Annotated in this window: 17 protein-coding genes and 1 other annotated feature; of the genes, 14 read left to right on the top strand and 3 right to left on the bottom strand. The window is 39.9% G+C overall.

Annotated features, from left to right (window positions below):
* The first annotated feature begins 65 nt into the window (after nucleotides 1-65).
* The 8 genes from U9R83_RS23255 to pheA all read left to right on the top strand — a co-directional run bounded on the left by U9R83_RS23255 (nucleotide 66) and on the right by pheA (nucleotide 6,090).
* Nucleotides 66-1,535 (top strand): Rne/Rng family ribonuclease, encoded by a 1,470-nt coding sequence (locus U9R83_RS23255; protein ID WP_182420470.1) that lies wholly within the window; start codon nucleotides 66-68, stop codon nucleotides 1,533-1,535.
* A 78-nt stretch (nucleotides 1,536-1,613) separates the two neighbouring features.
* Nucleotides 1,614-1,685, top strand: a sequence feature (ribosomal protein L21 leader region).
* A gap of 14 nt (nucleotides 1,686-1,699) precedes the next feature.
* Nucleotides 1,700-2,008, top strand: coding sequence for a 50S ribosomal protein L21 (rplU, locus tag U9R83_RS23250; RefSeq protein ID WP_013059337.1), 309 nt, complete (start codon nucleotides 1,700-1,702; stop codon nucleotides 2,006-2,008).
* Nucleotides 2,009-2,017: 9 nt separating this feature from the next.
* The gene (locus tag U9R83_RS23245; protein WP_013059336.1) at nucleotides 2,018-2,350 is read left to right on the top strand and encodes a ribosomal-processing cysteine protease Prp; all 333 of its coding nucleotides are present in this window, start codon (nucleotides 2,018-2,020) and stop codon (nucleotides 2,348-2,350) included.
* 16 nt (nucleotides 2,351-2,366) lie between these two features.
* The gene (rpmA, locus tag U9R83_RS23240; RefSeq protein WP_013059335.1) at nucleotides 2,367-2,660 is read left to right on the top strand and encodes a 50S ribosomal protein L27; all 294 of its coding nucleotides are present in this window, start codon (nucleotides 2,367-2,369) and stop codon (nucleotides 2,658-2,660) included.
* A gap of 171 nt (nucleotides 2,661-2,831) precedes the next feature.
* Nucleotides 2,832-3,368, top strand: a complete 537-nt coding sequence (locus U9R83_RS23235; RefSeq protein WP_013085118.1) for a Spo0B C-terminal domain-containing protein — start codon at nucleotides 2,832-2,834, stop codon at nucleotides 3,366-3,368.
* Between the two features lie 51 nt (nucleotides 3,369-3,419).
* A complete protein-coding gene (gene obgE / locus U9R83_RS23230) occupies nucleotides 3,420-4,706 on the top strand; it encodes a GTPase ObgE (RefSeq protein ID WP_013059333.1) in 1,287 nt (428 codons plus the stop codon).
* A gap of 33 nt (nucleotides 4,707-4,739) precedes the next feature.
* Nucleotides 4,740-5,189, top strand: coding sequence for an ACT domain-containing protein (locus U9R83_RS23225; protein WP_013059332.1), 450 nt, complete (start codon nucleotides 4,740-4,742; stop codon nucleotides 5,187-5,189).
* A gap of 28 nt (nucleotides 5,190-5,217) precedes the next feature.
* Nucleotides 5,218-6,090: a prephenate dehydratase gene (pheA, locus tag U9R83_RS23220; protein WP_014458123.1), complete on the top strand. Its 873-nt coding sequence runs from the start codon at nucleotides 5,218-5,220 to the stop codon at nucleotides 6,088-6,090.
* A gap of 28 nt (nucleotides 6,091-6,118) precedes the next feature.
* Here the strand turns inward: pheA and U9R83_RS23215 are convergent, their stop codons facing one another.
* Entirely contained in the window at nucleotides 6,119-6,664 is a 546-nt protein-coding gene (locus U9R83_RS23215; RefSeq protein ID WP_047932161.1) for a transcription repressor NadR, read from the bottom strand.
* A 15-nt stretch (nucleotides 6,665-6,679) separates the two neighbouring features.
* Nucleotides 6,680-7,816, bottom strand: coding sequence for an IscS subfamily cysteine desulfurase (locus U9R83_RS23210; RefSeq protein ID WP_209367909.1), 1,137 nt, complete (start codon nucleotides 7,814-7,816; stop codon nucleotides 6,680-6,682).
* A gap of 89 nt (nucleotides 7,817-7,905) precedes the next feature.
* Between U9R83_RS23210 and nadB the strand changes: the two genes are divergently transcribed.
* From nadB to U9R83_RS23180, 6 genes are all read left to right on the top strand, one after another.
* Nucleotides 7,906-9,450, top strand: a complete 1,545-nt coding sequence (nadB, locus tag U9R83_RS23205) for an L-aspartate oxidase (protein WP_209367907.1) — start codon at nucleotides 7,906-7,908, stop codon at nucleotides 9,448-9,450.
* A gap of 36 nt (nucleotides 9,451-9,486) precedes the next feature.
* Nucleotides 9,487-10,380, top strand: coding sequence for a carboxylating nicotinate-nucleotide diphosphorylase (gene nadC, locus U9R83_RS23200; RefSeq protein WP_209367904.1), 894 nt, complete (start codon nucleotides 9,487-9,489; stop codon nucleotides 10,378-10,380).
* On the top strand, nucleotides 10,337-11,437 hold the full coding sequence (gene nadA, locus U9R83_RS23195; protein ID WP_328575428.1) for a quinolinate synthase NadA: 1,101 nt from the start codon (nucleotides 10,337-10,339) through the stop codon (nucleotides 11,435-11,437). Before nadC ends, nadA begins: the two co-directional genes overlap by 44 nt.
* Before the next feature lie 214 nt (nucleotides 11,438-11,651).
* Nucleotides 11,652-12,932, top strand: a complete 1,281-nt coding sequence (gene safA / locus U9R83_RS23190; RefSeq protein ID WP_014458127.1) for a SafA/ExsA family spore coat assembly protein — start codon at nucleotides 11,652-11,654, stop codon at nucleotides 12,930-12,932.
* Nucleotides 12,922-13,887 carry a phosphotransferase gene (locus U9R83_RS23185; RefSeq protein ID WP_226554878.1) on the top strand — a complete coding sequence of 322 codons (966 nt, stop codon included), beginning with the start codon at nucleotides 12,922-12,924 and terminating at the stop codon, nucleotides 13,885-13,887. Before safA ends, U9R83_RS23185 begins: the two co-directional genes overlap by 11 nt.
* 94 nt (nucleotides 13,888-13,981) lie before the next feature.
* Nucleotides 13,982-14,641: a YhcN/YlaJ family sporulation lipoprotein gene (locus U9R83_RS23180; protein ID WP_014458129.1), complete on the top strand. Its 660-nt coding sequence runs from the start codon at nucleotides 13,982-13,984 to the stop codon at nucleotides 14,639-14,641.
* A gap of 103 nt (nucleotides 14,642-14,744) precedes the next feature.
* Here U9R83_RS23180 and U9R83_RS23175 read toward each other — a convergent pair whose 3' ends face one another.
* Nucleotides 14,745-15,824 carry a YsnF/AvaK domain-containing protein gene (locus U9R83_RS23175; protein ID WP_014458130.1) on the bottom strand — a complete coding sequence of 360 codons (1,080 nt, stop codon included), beginning with the start codon at nucleotides 15,822-15,824 and terminating at the stop codon, nucleotides 14,745-14,747.
* Nucleotides 15,825-15,917: the final 93 nt, after the last annotated feature.

The raw sequence follows: 15,917 nt of genomic DNA, 5'->3' as shown, positions 1-15,917 counted from the left end.
AGAATGAAAAAAGTTCGGTTGCACTGACCGAACTTTTTCCTGTGAATTTAGATTAAAGTGAGGCAATGTATGTGAAGGCATGTATTATTAACGCGGCTACTTCTTCAAAACGTATAGCCGTGATAAACGATAAAGCACTAGAAAAAATCTATTTAGAAGAACAAAGCGAGAATCAAATTATTGGTGATATATATTGGGGTAAAGTCGTAAAAGTACTTCCACATATGCAAGCAGCCTTTATCGATATCGGTTTATCAATGAACGGATTTATTCATCGAAATGAACTTGTATCCTATCAGCAGTCAGAGAATCCTCACAAAGATCAGCAGCCGATGTCTGCTTTTATTCGTGAAGGAGAAAAAGTACTGGTTCAAGTTGTAAAAGAAGGCATTGGGACAAAAGGGCCAAAGCTGACGGGTATTATTGAATTTTCTTCTGATGAGCTTGTATATTTACCGCACGGAAACTATGTCGCTGTATCCAAAAAAATAGCTGAGCCAAAACGCCAACAGTGGAAACAGCTTGGTGAGCGGTTAAAACAGGGGATGGAAGGCTTTTTATTTCGAACAGCGATTGAGGAAAAATCAGAAGCTGCGGTCCAACATAAAATAAAAGAGCTACAGAAGAAATATGAGCATCTTGAACGACAGACACAGGGAATGAAAGCTCCTGCCCTAGTCAGCAAAGGACAAGATTTTCTCCAAACAAGAGTGCAAGCTGCACTTCAACAAGGAATTGATGGGATAGTAGTAGATGACTTTGACCTATATCAGCATCTTCAAACTACCTACCCTAACTCGTCAATAGAGTACTATAAAGGAAATGAAAATATTTTTTCCTTTTATGATGTGGAACGGCAAATAGAAAAGCTTTTAAAGCGAATCGTGTGGCTCAAAAGCGGAGGTTATATCGTTATTGACGAAACGGAAGCGATGACGGTCGTGGACGTGAACACGGGGAAGTTTTCCGGAAAAGATAATATTCGAAAGACAATGCTTCAAACAAATATGGAAGCTGCGTATGAACTGTCCAAACAGATGCAATTACGTCACTTAGGCGGCATGATCTTAATTGATTTTATAAATATGCCTCATAAAGAAGATCGGACAGAAGTAGAAAGGTACATGAAAAAGCTATGTGAACAAGATGAAGTGCGGACGAATGTGGTTGGCTTTACAGAGCTCGGCATATTGCAATTAACGCGGAAGAAAGTGCGCAATAGTATTGGGTCAACATTAACTATGCCTTGTGAAGTATGTGAAGGAACCGGTAAAATGATTGATTCCAAAACGGCTGCTTTTCAAATTGAACGCATAATTTGGGAACATCGCGGCGCGGAAGAAGAGGCCATTTGGATTGAGACGCGAAGTGATGTTATAAATGAAATGAAGGCTCAAGGATTTCTCAACGCTCTAGAGAAAATGGTGAAAAAAACCGTATATCTTACGCCAAGCGATGATTATACAAACGCATTTGTTTTGCGTCAATTGGGGTCGAATGAGCAGATTCAAAAAAGGGTCTCTGCTTCTATATAAAATTTTAGAGGAAAACATGAATTCCAATTGACACTAACCTTTGATTTGTAGTAAGATTTAATATGTTGGTTTGTAGCACCCGTGCTACAACCGCTCAGAACAGGTTTTAAGTTCACTTGAACACCTGTGATGGCGAGTCTTAGTTTTTAGAGGAGGTGCAGAGAATGTACGCAATTATTGAAACTGGTGGTAAGCAAATTAAAGTAGAGGCTGGTCAAGCAATCTACGTTGAAAAACTTGCTGGTGAACAAGGCGAAACAGTTACTTTTGACAAAGTATTATTTGTAGGTGGCGACAGCGTGAAAGTTGGTGTTCCTTTCGTAGAAGGTGCAACAGTTACGGCTAAAGTTGAAAAACAAGGTCGCGCTAAAAAGATCACTGTATTTAAATACAAAGCAAAGAAAAACTATCGTCGTAAGCAAGGTCACCGTCAACCTTACACAAAAGTTGTAATCGACGCTATCAACGCGTAATTATAACAAATGATTAAGGTGACGATTTCTCGTGATGCAAATAAGAAAGTTGACGGGTTCACGATGAGTGGACATGCTGACTTTTCCGAACACGGAAAAGATCTTGTTTGTGCGGGAGCATCTGCAGTTTCATTTGGGACAATTAATGCTATCTTTTCAATAAGTGGGGTTGAACCGCACTTAGAGCAAGGTGGAGATGGTGGGTATCTCCGTTGTGAGATTCCAAAAGATGTGGATTCGTTCACATTGGAACAGATTCAATTGCTATTAGAAGGTATGGTTGTTTCACTGAAAACGATCGAATTAGATTACAGTAATTATATAAAAATTAACGACAACTAAACAGGAGGTGGATGTCATGTTAGTAAGATTAGACCTTCAATTCTTCGCTTCTAAAAAAGGAGTAGGTAGTACTAAAAACGGTCGTGATTCAATCTCGAAACGTCTTGGTGCTAAACGTGCTGATGGCCAATTCGTATCTGGTGGTTCAATTTTATACCGTCAACGCGGTACTAAAATTTACCCAGGTGCAAACGTAGGTCGTGGTGGAGATGATACTTTATTCGCTCAAATCGACGGTATCGTTAAATTTGAACGTTTCGGTCGTGACCGTAAAAAAGTATCTGTATACCCTGTTGCTCAAGAAGCATAAGATACAAAAAGAAAACTCTAACCCAAGTAGGTTAGAGTTTTCTTTTTGTAGAATATTTCACCTATTACCCATTGGAATTTGTTATAATCGAACATATCTAAGAAGATTGATACGAGATGTTTGTCAGCGTTGTGAAATACTTATGCTCGAGTCAAAGTTAGGAGTGCTAAGATGGAAAAAGAATGGGATGTCGTAGAGGTATTAAGATACGCGCGGCATGATTGGTTAAATAAGCTGCAATTAATCAAAGGCAATCTAGCGTTGAATCGGCTTGATCGAGCGAATGAAATCATTGAAGAAATTGTAAATGAATCCAAACATGAATCCAAGTTAACAAACATCAATATGCGACTGTTTGCGGGCTTTGTTATGACCTATCATTGGAATAACCATGCTGTTCGCTTAGATGTGGAAGTGCTTGGAGAATTGAAGGATTTATCACAATACGATGAGTTCGTATACAACTGGTGTTGCTATTTGACAGAAGCACTCGAAAAGTATGTTGATTATCATGCAGAAAACTATTTGAGTATTTCAGTATGCATTGAAGAACAGGGAATTCGTTTCTTTTTTGACTTTAGTGGAATACTAACAGATATACAGAAGCTACAAAACAAGCTACAATGTTATGAGTGCGCTCAAGGAGTTGCATTGGTTGAACAGCATATGTCTGAAGATGAATTTAGCCTTATGCTCACAATAAGTTAACAGCGCTTTTGCTATTGCAGGAGCTAAGATATAGAACGGAGTGAAAAAGAAATGTTTGTAGATCAGGTCAAGGTATATGTAAAAGGTGGCGACGGAGGAAATGGAATGGTTGCCTTTCGTCGCGAAAAGTACGTACCAAAAGGAGGTCCTGCAGGTGGTGACGGTGGTCACGGTGCAGATGTCATCTTTGAAGTAGAAGAAGGATTACGTACGCTGATGGATTTCCGCTATAAGCGTCACTTTAAAGCAAGCCGCGGTGAACATGGAATGTCAAAAGGACAGCACGGACGTAACGCTGAGCCGATGGTTGTAAAAGTTCCACCAGGTACGGTTGTGTTAGACGAAGATACGAACGAAACGATTGCTGATTTAGTTGAGCACGGCCAGCGCGCAGTGATTGCTAAAGGTGGACGCGGAGGGCGTGGGAATACGCGTTTTGCTACACCTGCAAATCCAGCACCGGAGCTTTCAGAAAATGGAGAGCCGGGTAAAGAGAGAAATGTAATCCTTGAATTAAAAGTATTAGCGGATGTAGGATTAGTTGGTTTCCCAAGTGTTGGAAAGTCAACGTTATTATCCGTAACGTCTGCTGCAAAGCCAAAAATTGCTGAATATCATTTTACAACAATTAATCCGAATTTAGGAGTAGTTGAAACAGAAGATAATCGCAGTTTTGTGATGGCAGATTTACCAGGGCTAATCGAAGGTGCACATGAAGGTGTAGGGTTAGGTCATCAGTTTTTACGTCATATTGAACGTACCCGCGTTATTGTCCATGTAATCGATATGTCAGGTTTAGAAGGCCGTGATCCATATGAAGATTACTTAACCATTAATGAAGAGCTGCGTCAGTATAATATGCGTTTAACAGAACGTCCGCAAGTAGTGGTAGCAAATAAAATGGATATCCCGCAAGCCGAAGAGAATCTAGCTGCATTCAAAGAAAAAGTAGGGGACGAAGTGAAAGTCTTTCCAATTTCTGCAGCAACACGTGATGGAATCCGCGAACTGTTATTTACAGTAGCTGATCTTGTAGAAACTACGCCTGAATTCCCAATGCAAGAAGAGGAAGATCTATCTATGCACCGCGTACTGTACAAGCATGAAAAGAAAGAAGTGGAATTTGTTATTACGCGTGATAGCGACGGCTCATACGTATTAAGTGGTGAAAAAATCGAAAAATTATTCAAGATGACTGACTTCTCACGTGAAGAATCGGTTCGTCGATTTGCGCGTCAGCTTCGAGGCATGGGCGTCGATGAAGCCCTTCGTGAACGAGGAGCAAAAGATGGCGATATTGTAAAGCTGTTTGAATATGAATTTGAATTTATTGACTAATTGTTGTTCATAGGATAAGGGGAGGGGCTTTACTTGCATAAGAGCGATAAGCAGTTTTATTTAGTTCGCGAAGATGTATTACCAGAAGCGATGAAAAAAACATTGGATGCGAAGCTGTTAATTGAACGGGGAAAAGCTGAATCGGTAGCAGATGCCGTACAAGCCGTAGACTTGAGTCGCAGTGCTTTTTATAAGTACCGCGACACGGTTTTTCCGTTTCAGACGGTTGTCAAACAGCGAATTATTTCACTATTTTTTCATATTGAAGATCGATCAGGTACTTTATCACATTTATTAAGCACCGTTGCATCATCGGGATGCAATGTGTTAACAATTCACCAAACCATCCCTTTACAAGGGCGTGCCAACGTAACTCTTTCATTAGATACAGCAAGCATGAATGTTGAATTAAATGAAATGCTGCGAAGACTGAAAAGCTTAGAGTTTGTAGATAAAGTGGACGTGCTTGGTTCAGGGGCATAATGGTAAACAGATATAGATAAGGAGAGGCATGATTGTGGGGAAAGTAGGATATTTAGGACCAAAGGCAACATTTACACATGTGGCCGTCCAAGGCGTATTTAAACAGCACGACCATATTCCATACAAAACAATTCCAGCATGTATCGATGCAGTGGATAAAGGAGAAATTGAGTATGGAATTGTACCGTTAGAAAATGCACTTGAAGGATCTGTAAATTTAACACTTGATTATCTTATTCATGAACGTCGTCTGCCAATTGTTGGAGAAATTGTGCTTCCCATTCGTCAGCATTTAATGGTTCATCCATCTCATGCAGAACAGTGGAAAAACATTGAAACGATTTATTCTCATCCTCATGCAATTGCGCAGTGTCATAAATTTTTACACGGAGAATGTACGTCAACTGCAGTAGAAGAGATGACATCAACGGCGTTTGCTGCTAAGTATGTAAGCGAACACCCTGAGCTTAATATTGGAGCTATTGCGAATGGATTAGCAGCCCGTGAATATGGATTACATATTGCTTGCCCGAACATTCATGATTATGATCATAATACAACAAGATTTGTTATTTTGCATAAAGATGGAGCGCAAGATGTGCCATTTTTAGCTGGAAACGGGTGCAAGACAACGTTAATGATTACACTTCCATCTGATCAGGCAGGAGCGCTTCATCAAGTGCTTTCAGCTTTCTCCTGGCGTAAGCTAAATCTGTCTAAAATTGAATCCCGTCCCATGAAAACAGGGCTTGGAAACTATTTCTTTATCGTTGATATTGAACAAAAAATGGATGAAGTATTAATCCCTGGGGCTATGGCTGAACTTGAGGCACTAGGCTGTAGCGTAGAGCTTTTAGGAAGCTACCCTCATACACTGCTTGAAACAGAAATCCCGCTTTAAAGCGGGATTTTTTTGTTATAACATCTTTTTACTCATTCGAAACTAAATAGCCTTCCGCTTCAAGAGCTAAGCAGGCAGCATTCAGTTTTTCAATTGTATCTGCTTCAATTGTATGAAGGTGAATCCCATCTGTTAGCTGAGATAAATAAGTTGCGTTTGTTTCTTGGATTTTTTCTATGAACGTTTCTACTTCTTTTCGGGTTTGAATCATAACGGAAGCCGTTAATTCACCATACACAGGGTGTTCAACGGTTACATCTTTCACGAGAACGCCGTGGTCAACAAGCAGGAGAAGCTCCTTTTCAGCATCTTCTGGCGTATGCTGACAGGCAATAATTCGCTGATGCACGGTAGTTTGAGATGGATTTTGAATATAAATATATCCTTGACTTGTTGCGATAATGGGCTCATTTTTAGCTTTAAGCAGCGAAATATCTTGTACAATGACTTGGCGGCTAACGTTTGTTCGTTTTGAAAGCTCACTGCCTGTCATTGGTTTATTCTCTGTTTTTAACCATTGTAGAATAAGTTCTCTTCTTTCTTCTCCAAGAATTTTCTTTTGAGTTCCTGGCACCTTTAGTCCCTCCTTTTACACTGTCATAAATTCTTGCTGTAATAAATGAAAAACGGATATGAGTCGATCAATATGCTTAAACGTTGAATGTTGACTAAATGAAATACGTACAAAGTTCTTAGCATTCGCAGTCGATTTGCCAATCGCAAGTAGAGAAGCTAATGGTTCCTGCTGATTTACATGACAGGCACTTCCCGTAGAAATAGCAATTCCGTGACGATTACATTGTAACATAACATATTGACCCTGTATGTTTGAAAACGTCAGTCCAATAATTCCAGGAAAATGCGAGTTCCCAAGGCCTTCTACTTCTATAAAAGGAGCAAGAGGCTTTAGCTTTTCTAATAAGTACGATTTTAAGCGCTCATAATGACTTCGAGCCGCCTGCATTTCTGCATATGCGCATTCAGCTGCTGCAGTAAAGGCAGCGATACCCGTTGTATTTACAGTTCCAGGGCGAAAGCCTTTTTCATGAGTTGCTTTATGATAAATAGGCTTCCAAGAAGAACTTGAATTCATGTATACCATTCCTACACCTTTTGGTCCGTAAATTTTATGACTAGAAACTGAGATGCTATCAGCTTTCAGCTTTTTAACATCAATAGGAAGCTTACCGAAAGATTGAACACAATCACAGTGAAAGAGAATTTCTTTTTCAGATAAAAAGTGGCCAATATCCTCAACTGGCTGAATTGTACCGAGCTCATGATTGATGTGCTGAATAGCTACTAGCGCAGTGTCAGGTCGAATCGTCTTCTTTAAGTCTTCTACAGACACAGCGCCGTTTTGATCTACAGGTACGTAAGATAGGGTAAAGCCTTCTTTTTCGAGCTGCTGCAATGTATGAAGAACCGAAGAATGTTCAAGCTTCGTTGTAACTAAATGTTTTCTTTCGTTCGTTTTTCCTTTTAAAAAAGAATGAATGGCTAAGTAATTAGCTTCTGTTCCTCCACTTGTAAAAAAAAGATCATCCTCTCGACAATTTACTAACAGGCTTAATTTTTTTCTGCATAGCGTAAGTAAATTCTCTGCTTGTGTTCCAAGTGTGTGAAGACTGCTGGAGTTTCCATAATAGCTTGTTGCAGCTTCAGTATATACCTCAATTGCTTCTTGTCTCATTGGCGTTGTTGCCGCATAGTCCAGATAAATCATTTTCTCCCTCCGATAAAAAAACTTCTTGTCTTTCATTTAATAATATGTAAATATAGGTGTCAAGACACATGTAAATAAAGAGGTGTAAAATGTTAGAGACAGATGTTTTAATTATTGGAAGCGGATTAGCAGCGTTTTCTGCAGCTTATGAACTGTGTCGTCATAACAGAGTTGTAATGGTAACGAAAGGGAAACTTGACCGCAATAACTCAGTTCTTGCTCAAGGCGGAGTAGCAGCAGCTATTGGAAGCAGCGATCACTGGAGTGAACATCTCTATGATACGTTGGTTGCGGGCAATAAGCATTGCAATGAACAAGCGGTACGCACTTTAGTGGAAGAAGGTGCGGCTGTAGTAAATGAATTGATTCATAAAGGAATGAAGTTTGATAAAAATCCAGATGGTACGCTCCATTTTGGAAAAGAAGGAGCCCATCGTGTCAATCGTATTCTGCATGCAGGTGGGGATGCAACAGGACAAGCGCTGTTCGCTTTTTTGAAAAAAGAAGTACTCCCATATATTACAGTGATTGAAAACGAAATGATTCAGCATTTAGTAACTGTAGATGGAACGTGCAGAGGCGCTATCGGACAAGATGAAAACAACAAAATTACTATATATCATGCTCGCCAAACTGTTATAGCTACCGGAGGAATTGGCGCTTTGTACAAGCATACATCTAACCAGCCGCTTGCGACAGGAGATGGCCTAGCGCTTGCGTACAGGGCTGGAGCAAAATTAGCGGACTTAGAATTTGTTCAGTTTCATCCGACGCTTTTTTATCAAAAGGAAGCGAAAGGTTTAGTATCCGAAGCGGTTCGAGGTGAAGGTGGCGTACTGGTAAATGAATGGAATGAACGCATAATGGAAGGCGTTCATCTCTTTAAGGATTTAGCACCGCGAGATGTTGTAGCAAGGACGATTTTTAATGAAATGAAAAAAGGAAGATCCGTATTTTTAGACATTGAAAAAGTGGCTCATTTTGAACGAAAATTTCCTACGATTACGGCACTGTGTCGAAAGTATAAAATTCAACTGGACAAAAAACGAATACCTGTTACTCCCGGCGCACATTTTTTAATGGGTGGAATTGAAGTAGATGCTTATGGACAAACAAATGTTGAAGGATTGTATGCCGTGGGGGAAGTTTCTTCTACAGGCGTTCATGGAGCAAATCGTCTAGCAAGCAATTCATTGTTAGAGTGTCTTGTATTTGGAAAACGGACAGGGCGTCATATTTTACATAAAGCGAGAACGGTATCTCGTTATACTCCCGTTCGTTACGTCTATAAAGGCATGCCTAAAATACTGCCTGCCACAAGACAAATTCAGCATAAAATGATGGATTGTGTAGGAATCATTCGTCATGAAAACGAATTGGCCACTATTGTGCATGAATTCACAAATTATCTGGATGGAATACCTCTTGATCAAGAAGTTATATATTCGAGGGAAGCAGCGACCATCTGCAATATGCTAACTGCAGGTCTGCTTATTGCCGAGTCCTCTCTTGCAAGAAAAGAAAGTAGAGGAGGTCATTACCGAAGTGACTTTCCGCATGAGAAGCAAGAATGGGAGCATAAGCGAATTATTAAGCAGTCTGCTGCTTCAACAAAACAGTCATTGATTTTATAAGCAAGGAAATTTAAAAAGAAAGGTGAAGGTAGCACAATGAACACGTTGAAATTACAAAAACTATTGCAGTCTTTTTTTATAGAAGACATTGGAGATGGAGATATAACCTGTGAAGCTATTTTTTCTCCGTCTGACCAAGGGAAAGCTGTGTTCACGGCAAAGCAATCAGGTATTATCGCAGGAGTGGAATTGATTAAAGAAGGATTTCATTTAATAGACCCTGACGTGAAAGTGAATGTCGAGAAAAAAGATGGAGATGTTCTTAAGCCTGGCGATAAAATAGCTACCGTTTCAGGACCCGTGCGATCTATTTTGACCGGTGAACGGGTAATCTTAAACTTACTTCAAAGAATGAGTGGCATTGCCACGATGACGCAAAAAGCCGTAGCGCTGCTTGGCAGCTCACATACGCGCATATGTGACACGCGAAAAACAACGCCTGGTATGCGAATGTTAGAAAAGTATGCTGTTCGTGCTGGAGGAGGTTATAATCATCGTTTTGGATTGTACGATGGCGTCATGTTAAAAGATAACCATATTGCACATGCAGGATCTATTCTAGACGCTGTTGTGAAAGTAAGAGAGCAGGTTGGACATATGGTTAAGGTGGAAGTAGAAATTGAAAACAAAAGTCAATTGCTAGAAGCAATAGAGGCAGGAGCAGATGTCATTATGTTCGATAACTGTTCTCCAGAAGTCATTAAAGATTGGATACCACTGGTTCCCGCTCATATTGTCACAGAAGCATCCGGTGGAATTACGCTTGGTACGCTCCATTCTTTTAGAGACAGCGGAGTGGACTATATTTCACTTGGAGCTTTAACGCATTCAGCAGGGTCTATCGATATCAGCTTGGACTTATTAACAGAAAGGGGAACAGGAAATCATGAGTTTATTACAAACGCTTCAGCAGCAAACGCTGCCCGCTAAATATACGCAGCTCACAGAAAATGAAATGAAGAGAAGAGTACTAGAAATCAAGAAAAAGCTCGGAAGCAAATTGTTTCTGCTCGGCCATCATTATCAAAAAGACGAAGTGTACGAATTTGCAGATGCGGTAGGAGACTCCTTACAGCTGGCTCAAATAGCAGCTGAAAATAGAGAAGCTGAGCATATTGTGTTTTGCGGCGTTCATTTCATGGCAGAAACAGCTGATATTTTAACTGCTGAAAATCAAAAAGTCATTTTACCCGATATGCGAGCTGGCTGTTCAATGGCTGATATGGCTACTATTCAGCAAACAGAAAAGGCGTGGCCTGTCTTACAGGATCTTTTCGGAGATACAATTATTCCGCTTACGTATGTGAATTCTACAGCTGCAATTAAATCTTTTGTAGGCGAACATGATGGTGCAACAGTAACATCTTCAAATGCAAAAAATATGGTGGAGTGGGCATTTTCTAAAAAAGAGCGCATTCTCTTTTTACCAGATCAGCATTTGGGCAGAAACACAGCTTATGATTTAGATGTTGGACTAGATGAAATGGCCATTTGGAATCCTATTGAAGAAATGCTCGAATATGAAGGCGATATAAACAACATCAAGGTGATTCTATGGAAAGGTCACTGTTCTGTGCACGAAAATTTCACGGTTAAAAATATTGATTATTTACGCGAGAAGCAGCCTGAGATGAATATTATTGTTCATCCGGAGTGTTCCTATGAAGTGGTGCAAAAATCAGATTATGCAGGTTCTACAAAATATATTATTGATACAATTGAAAAAGCTCCTTCAGGCTCTAAATGGGCCATTGGCACGGAAATGAACTTAGTGAAACGGATTATCAACAGTCATCCGGATAAAGAAATTGTTTCGCTTAATCCCTATATGTGTCCTTGTTTGACGATGAACCGAATTGATTTGCCTCACTTGCTGTGGGCTTTAGAAAGCATTGAAGAAGGAATAGAAGTAAATCAAATCAAGGTAGATAAGCATACAGCGCAAGGTGCAATCAAAGCGCTAACGAATATGCTAGAACGAGCATAAAGATTTTTAAGACAATTGAAAAGAGAAGGTCTAAAAGAAGACTTATTGACATATTGTTTGTGTTGATAAGTCTTTTTTTCTTTATCATAAAAACTTGAACCAAACTGTGGGCAAAATGAATAAAAAAATGGTTCAAGGCATATCTTGTGATGAACAAACAGAACTTACTTTGATTTTGCACATATAGATGGCAGAGACTCTACTCGGGAGGGGAATGACGTTGAAAATCCATATCGTTCAAAAAGGGGATACCCTTTGGAAAATCGCTGAAAAGTATGGGGTTAATTTTGAAGAGTTAAAAAAAGCGAATTCTCAATTAAGCAATCCAGACATGATCATGCCTGGAATGAAAATTAAAGTGCCGACAAGCGGAGTGCCTGTTCAAAAAGAAGGAGCTCCTTCACCTGGTATAAAAGAAATGCCTAAAATTCAACACCCTTATAGTGACCAATCCACTAAAGCTTATCCAGTAACGGAAATTGATGAAAGTTCAGATGACAATAAATCAGCTAATCAGCCTGCTCAGACGCCGTTTATGCAGCCGATAAAAGAAGCACCAATTGCGCAGCCAAAGAAAGAAGCACCGATTGCTCAACCGAAAAAGGAAGCGCCCATTGCGCAGCCAAAGAAAGAAGCGCCGGTCGCGCAGCCTAAAAAAGAGGCACCAATTGCGCAGCCTAAAAAAGAAATGCCTGTTGCACCAAAGCTTCCTAAATTAAAGCCGATTGCACCTGAGATTGATATTAACAACTATTACACGGTTAATATGGCGATGCAGGCTCCAAAAAAAGAAGCGCCAAAAGAACTGCCAAAGCATGAATCGCCAGAAAGTCCTGAAATGGAGAGTATCGAAATGCCTCCTCAAATGCCATGTTATCCAATCACGCCGATATCGCCTGTGATGCCAGGCTACGGATTTAATTATATGCCGTGTCATCCGCCAATGTATGCACCACAGCCGTATCCAATGCCAATGTATCAACAGGCTCCAATGTATCATCACGGTTATGAAAACGAATCGTTTGAAGAACATGCAATGGGTGCTCATATGTCCCCTATGCCAATGTATCCAATGATGCCACACAGCTGCTATGGACCGGTACAATGCTCTCCTTGTCCGCCTCCATGGGGATATCAGCAGCCCGTTTATCCGGCCTATCATCAAGCACCAATGTATCCACAAGTGCAGGGAGCCATGACAGGTGGACATTATGAAAGTTCTTCCGAAGGTTTTGGAAACGTGCCTTACCATTATGGGCAGCACTATGCCCCACAGCAGCAAGGAGACTGCGGCTGCGGTGAACCAAGACCTGACGACTATGCCACACAGCAGCCTTATCCACAGTATCAGCAGCCGGTACCTTACGGCTTTCAGGATCCAAGGGCACTCTATCCAGCCCCATATGGCATGATTGGTGTACCTCCGTATCCTGCGTTTGACCCAAATGCATTTAGTATTCCAGAATATGATGAGTACGACGAAGATGAAGATTGATTATTATAGACGAGACGATTTTAATTTAAATCGTCTCTTTCTCTATTTGAAAAAAAGAGATATTCACGTTGAGACCTACCGTATGAAAAAGCCTCACGTCATCATAGCGGATACGAATAAAGGAAGAAAAGTAATAAAAGCATACAGAGACAAAGGTAAAATTGAACATGTTTATCACGTTTTATCTCAAATTAAGCAGGGGTATGCGGTTAATTTTGAAACTTACCCAGAAGGTGAACTTTATATAAAGGACCGTCATTTGTATTGGGCGATGATGCCCTTTGTTAAGCAAGTAAAAGAGATAACGTACGAAAGTTTTCAGGATCGGGAAGAGGTATTACAAACATTGATCCGCTATCATGGAGAAGTTCGTAAAAAGAAAATAGCTGCGTATACAAAGCTTCCTGAATATGATCTTATTTTAAAATGGAAAAAGCGGCTTTCTTCTTTTCGAGAAACGTCGTATATATTTAAAGAGTGTAATCAATTTCATGTATATAAAGATATTGTGACTTGGGGGGAAAAAGCTTTAGTTTTAATGGAGCGTTTCAGAGATAGTCAGTTGAACCACTCCATTATTCATGGTGACGTTGCTTCACATAATTTCTTGAAAACAAACCACTTAGGTATTGTTATGATTGATTTTGACTTATCGGCTAAAGCTCCTGCTCTTTATGACTATGTTCAGCTCGTCCAGCGCTTTTTGCCTTATGTCCAGTGGTCGATGAAAGAACTACTTCAACACTCGAAAATAAAAGAATTAAGCAAGCAGCGTTTTTTCCTTGCTTCTTTGCTCTTTCCATCGATGCTGATGAGAAACTGGAATATAAACGCCTCTGCTTTATCATGGGCAAACCGCCAAAAGTTAATGCAGCAATCAGTTGAAGAATGGTCACAGCGTACACGTTTTTATCGAGTGATTTACCAGCACTTACAAAACCTACATGACATGTAAAGAGTTTATAAACACTTCATCGAATAAGAAACGGCTCGTCTTTTAATCCTAAGAGTAAGCTCAGAGTAAATAGAGCTTAAATTAGGGGGCGATTATGTTGAATAGGTATGTAGCAACTTCTTTAGCTTTTGCATGTATGATGGGACTTGGTGCTTGCAATAACAAAGACCAAGGTATGGAGCAGCGCTATACAGATACGACACAGCCTGTTGGGTATCATACAAATGAAAAAGAGAATGAACATCGCGTAGATAATCCGAAAGGTCCAATGACTGAAGTTTTAGATGGAAATGGAACACCTAATTATCCGTTAAACGTAAGTGATGGACGTTTTGACAATCCGACAAACCCTTATGGAAACATCAATAATACAAATGATCGTACAAATGGCGTTGCTAATATGTATTATGGTGAAGATTATCCAAGAGACTTTACGGAAAAAGTGGCTGATCGAGCTGCAAGCGTTAAAGGTGTAGAAAATAGCCGCGCCGTTGTCCGTGGAGATCAGCTATTAGTTGCTGTAGATCCGGCCAAAGACATAAATAACGGCCGTTTAAAACAAAACGTGCTCGATAAAGTAAAGCCTATTGCAAAGGACTACAATGTTCAAGTAAAAGTAGATCATGATGTATTTATGAACGCTCGCTCTCTTGATGACGATATTCGAAATGGAAAAGACCGAAATACGATTCAAACTAATTTCAATGGTCTATTTGAATCAGTTGATGAGAATGTCAATCATAAACATCGTTAAATAAAGAAGCAGCTGTCTGTGAAAGACGGCTGTTTTTTTGATGAGAAGACATATAAAAAAGCTGCCATTGAAGCCAGGCAGCTATTCCTCGAACATGTAACTATTAATTTTTCTTGTTAGAAGCAGATTTGCTTGTTGTTTTGGATTCCGCTTCTTCCTTTTGAGCGTTAGTTTCATTTTGTTTGAGGCGACCTTCTCTTTTTTTCGTATCTGCTGGTGCCGTAGCGACACTCTTTGTATTTTTTACATTTTTTGCAGAAGAGCTTGTCTCATTAGCTTGTGTGTTTGGCTTCTCGTTGTTAGTTGTCTGACTATTATCGTATTCAGCTTCCACGTCGCTTGCTAGAGCTGCAGAAACTTGAGCGTAAGTATGGTCTGTATAGTTCATCATATTTTCGTACACTTCAGGGCTCGCGAGTCCATCAGGTTCTACGCTTGCTTCTTCTTTCTTAATCGTTTCAGTCCATTCTTTTGTTTCTTGAATAAGTTTTTTTCCTATAATGACTTCTTCAACAATAACTGGTCTTTTGGTTATTTCTACTCGTTCTTCCATGATTGGAACACGAATAATTTCATCTTCTGTAAGTGGCCCAGCGTTATAGTCTCCGTCAACTACAGGGCGGCGTTCAATATAAAACTCTTCTCTTGTAACAGGAACGTGTACAGTTCTTTCTTCCTCTATTACTTTTTTGTGGAGTTTTACTTCACCGACTTGGACGCGTTCTTTTAAGACATCTAATTTTTCTTCACGCAGTTGGACGGCTCTATGTTCGTTGTGTTCCGTATAGGTTCCGTACGCTGGAGTTTGTTCAGAGCTTACGGCATCTATCAAGATTAGAATTTTACCAGCAGCTACATCTGTCTCGCACTGCACGGCTGAGATGTCTGGTATGCCCATTCGGATTAATTTTGATTTCAAGCCGTTGCCTTGTTTGAGTCCCATGCCGCCTGTCATCATGGTAAAAAAGTTATCCATCATGACGCCAGCTAATGAACTTACGGCAGGTGAACCAGCTTCAATAATTACATTTGTATCATGACCTATTTGAAATGTATTGCTTTTACTGTTAGAAATAACCATAATGTCTGTTTCTCGATAACCTTGACGTTTTAAACTATGGATAACATCTAAAGCTTCTTTCTCTGAAAAAAAAGTTCCGACTACACGTTTATTCATTCTCATTACTTCAGCTCCCTTTTTTGTGAAAATAGATAATAGAAGTTCTTACAATTACTTCCACTATGTACATACCCTGCGAAAATTTAATTAAAACGT

It is taken from the genome of Priestia sp. LL-8, assembly GCF_036227845.1.
GTDB classification, from domain to species: domain Bacteria; phylum Bacillota; class Bacilli; order Bacillales; family Bacillaceae_H; genus Priestia; species Priestia zanthoxyli.
Note: the sequence above shows the minus strand (reverse complement) of the source record. Positions and strands in the feature narration are given on the sequence as shown.

Excerpts from the sequence above, each read along its gene's own strand:
- U9R83_RS23255 (WP_182420470.1), top strand. The coding sequence starts at position 66 with ATGTATGTGAAGGCATGTATTATTAACGCGGCTACTTCTTCAAAACGT.
- rplU (WP_013059337.1), top strand. The coding sequence starts at position 1,700 with ATGTACGCAATTATTGAAACTGGTGGTAAGCAAATTAAAGTAGAGGCT.
- U9R83_RS23245 (WP_013059336.1), top strand. The coding sequence starts at position 2,018 with ATGATTAAGGTGACGATTTCTCGTGATGCAAATAAGAAAGTTGACGGG.
- rpmA (WP_013059335.1), top strand. The coding sequence starts at position 2,367 with ATGTTAGTAAGATTAGACCTTCAATTCTTCGCTTCTAAAAAAGGAGTA.
- U9R83_RS23235 (WP_013085118.1), top strand. The coding sequence starts at position 2,832 with ATGGAAAAAGAATGGGATGTCGTAGAGGTATTAAGATACGCGCGGCAT.
- obgE (WP_013059333.1), top strand. The coding sequence starts at position 3,420 with ATGTTTGTAGATCAGGTCAAGGTATATGTAAAAGGTGGCGACGGAGGA.
- pheA (WP_014458123.1), top strand. The coding sequence starts at position 5,218 with ATGATTGTGGGGAAAGTAGGATATTTAGGACCAAAGGCAACATTTACA.
- U9R83_RS23210 (WP_209367909.1), bottom strand. The coding sequence starts at position 7,816 with ATGATTTATCTGGACTATGCGGCAACAACGCCAATGAGACAAGAAGCA.
- nadB (WP_209367907.1), top strand. The coding sequence starts at position 7,906 with ATGTTAGAGACAGATGTTTTAATTATTGGAAGCGGATTAGCAGCGTTT.
- nadC (WP_209367904.1), top strand. The coding sequence starts at position 9,487 with ATGAACACGTTGAAATTACAAAAACTATTGCAGTCTTTTTTTATAGAA.
- nadA (WP_328575428.1), top strand. The coding sequence starts at position 10,337 with ATGAGTTTATTACAAACGCTTCAGCAGCAAACGCTGCCCGCTAAATAT.
- safA (WP_014458127.1), top strand. The coding sequence starts at position 11,652 with ATGACGTTGAAAATCCATATCGTTCAAAAAGGGGATACCCTTTGGAAA.
- U9R83_RS23185 (WP_226554878.1), top strand. The coding sequence starts at position 12,922 with ATGAAGATTGATTATTATAGACGAGACGATTTTAATTTAAATCGTCTC.
- U9R83_RS23180 (WP_014458129.1), top strand. The coding sequence starts at position 13,982 with ATGTTGAATAGGTATGTAGCAACTTCTTTAGCTTTTGCATGTATGATG.
- U9R83_RS23175 (WP_014458130.1), bottom strand. The coding sequence starts at position 15,824 with ATGAGAATGAATAAACGTGTAGTCGGAACTTTTTTTTCAGAGAAAGAA.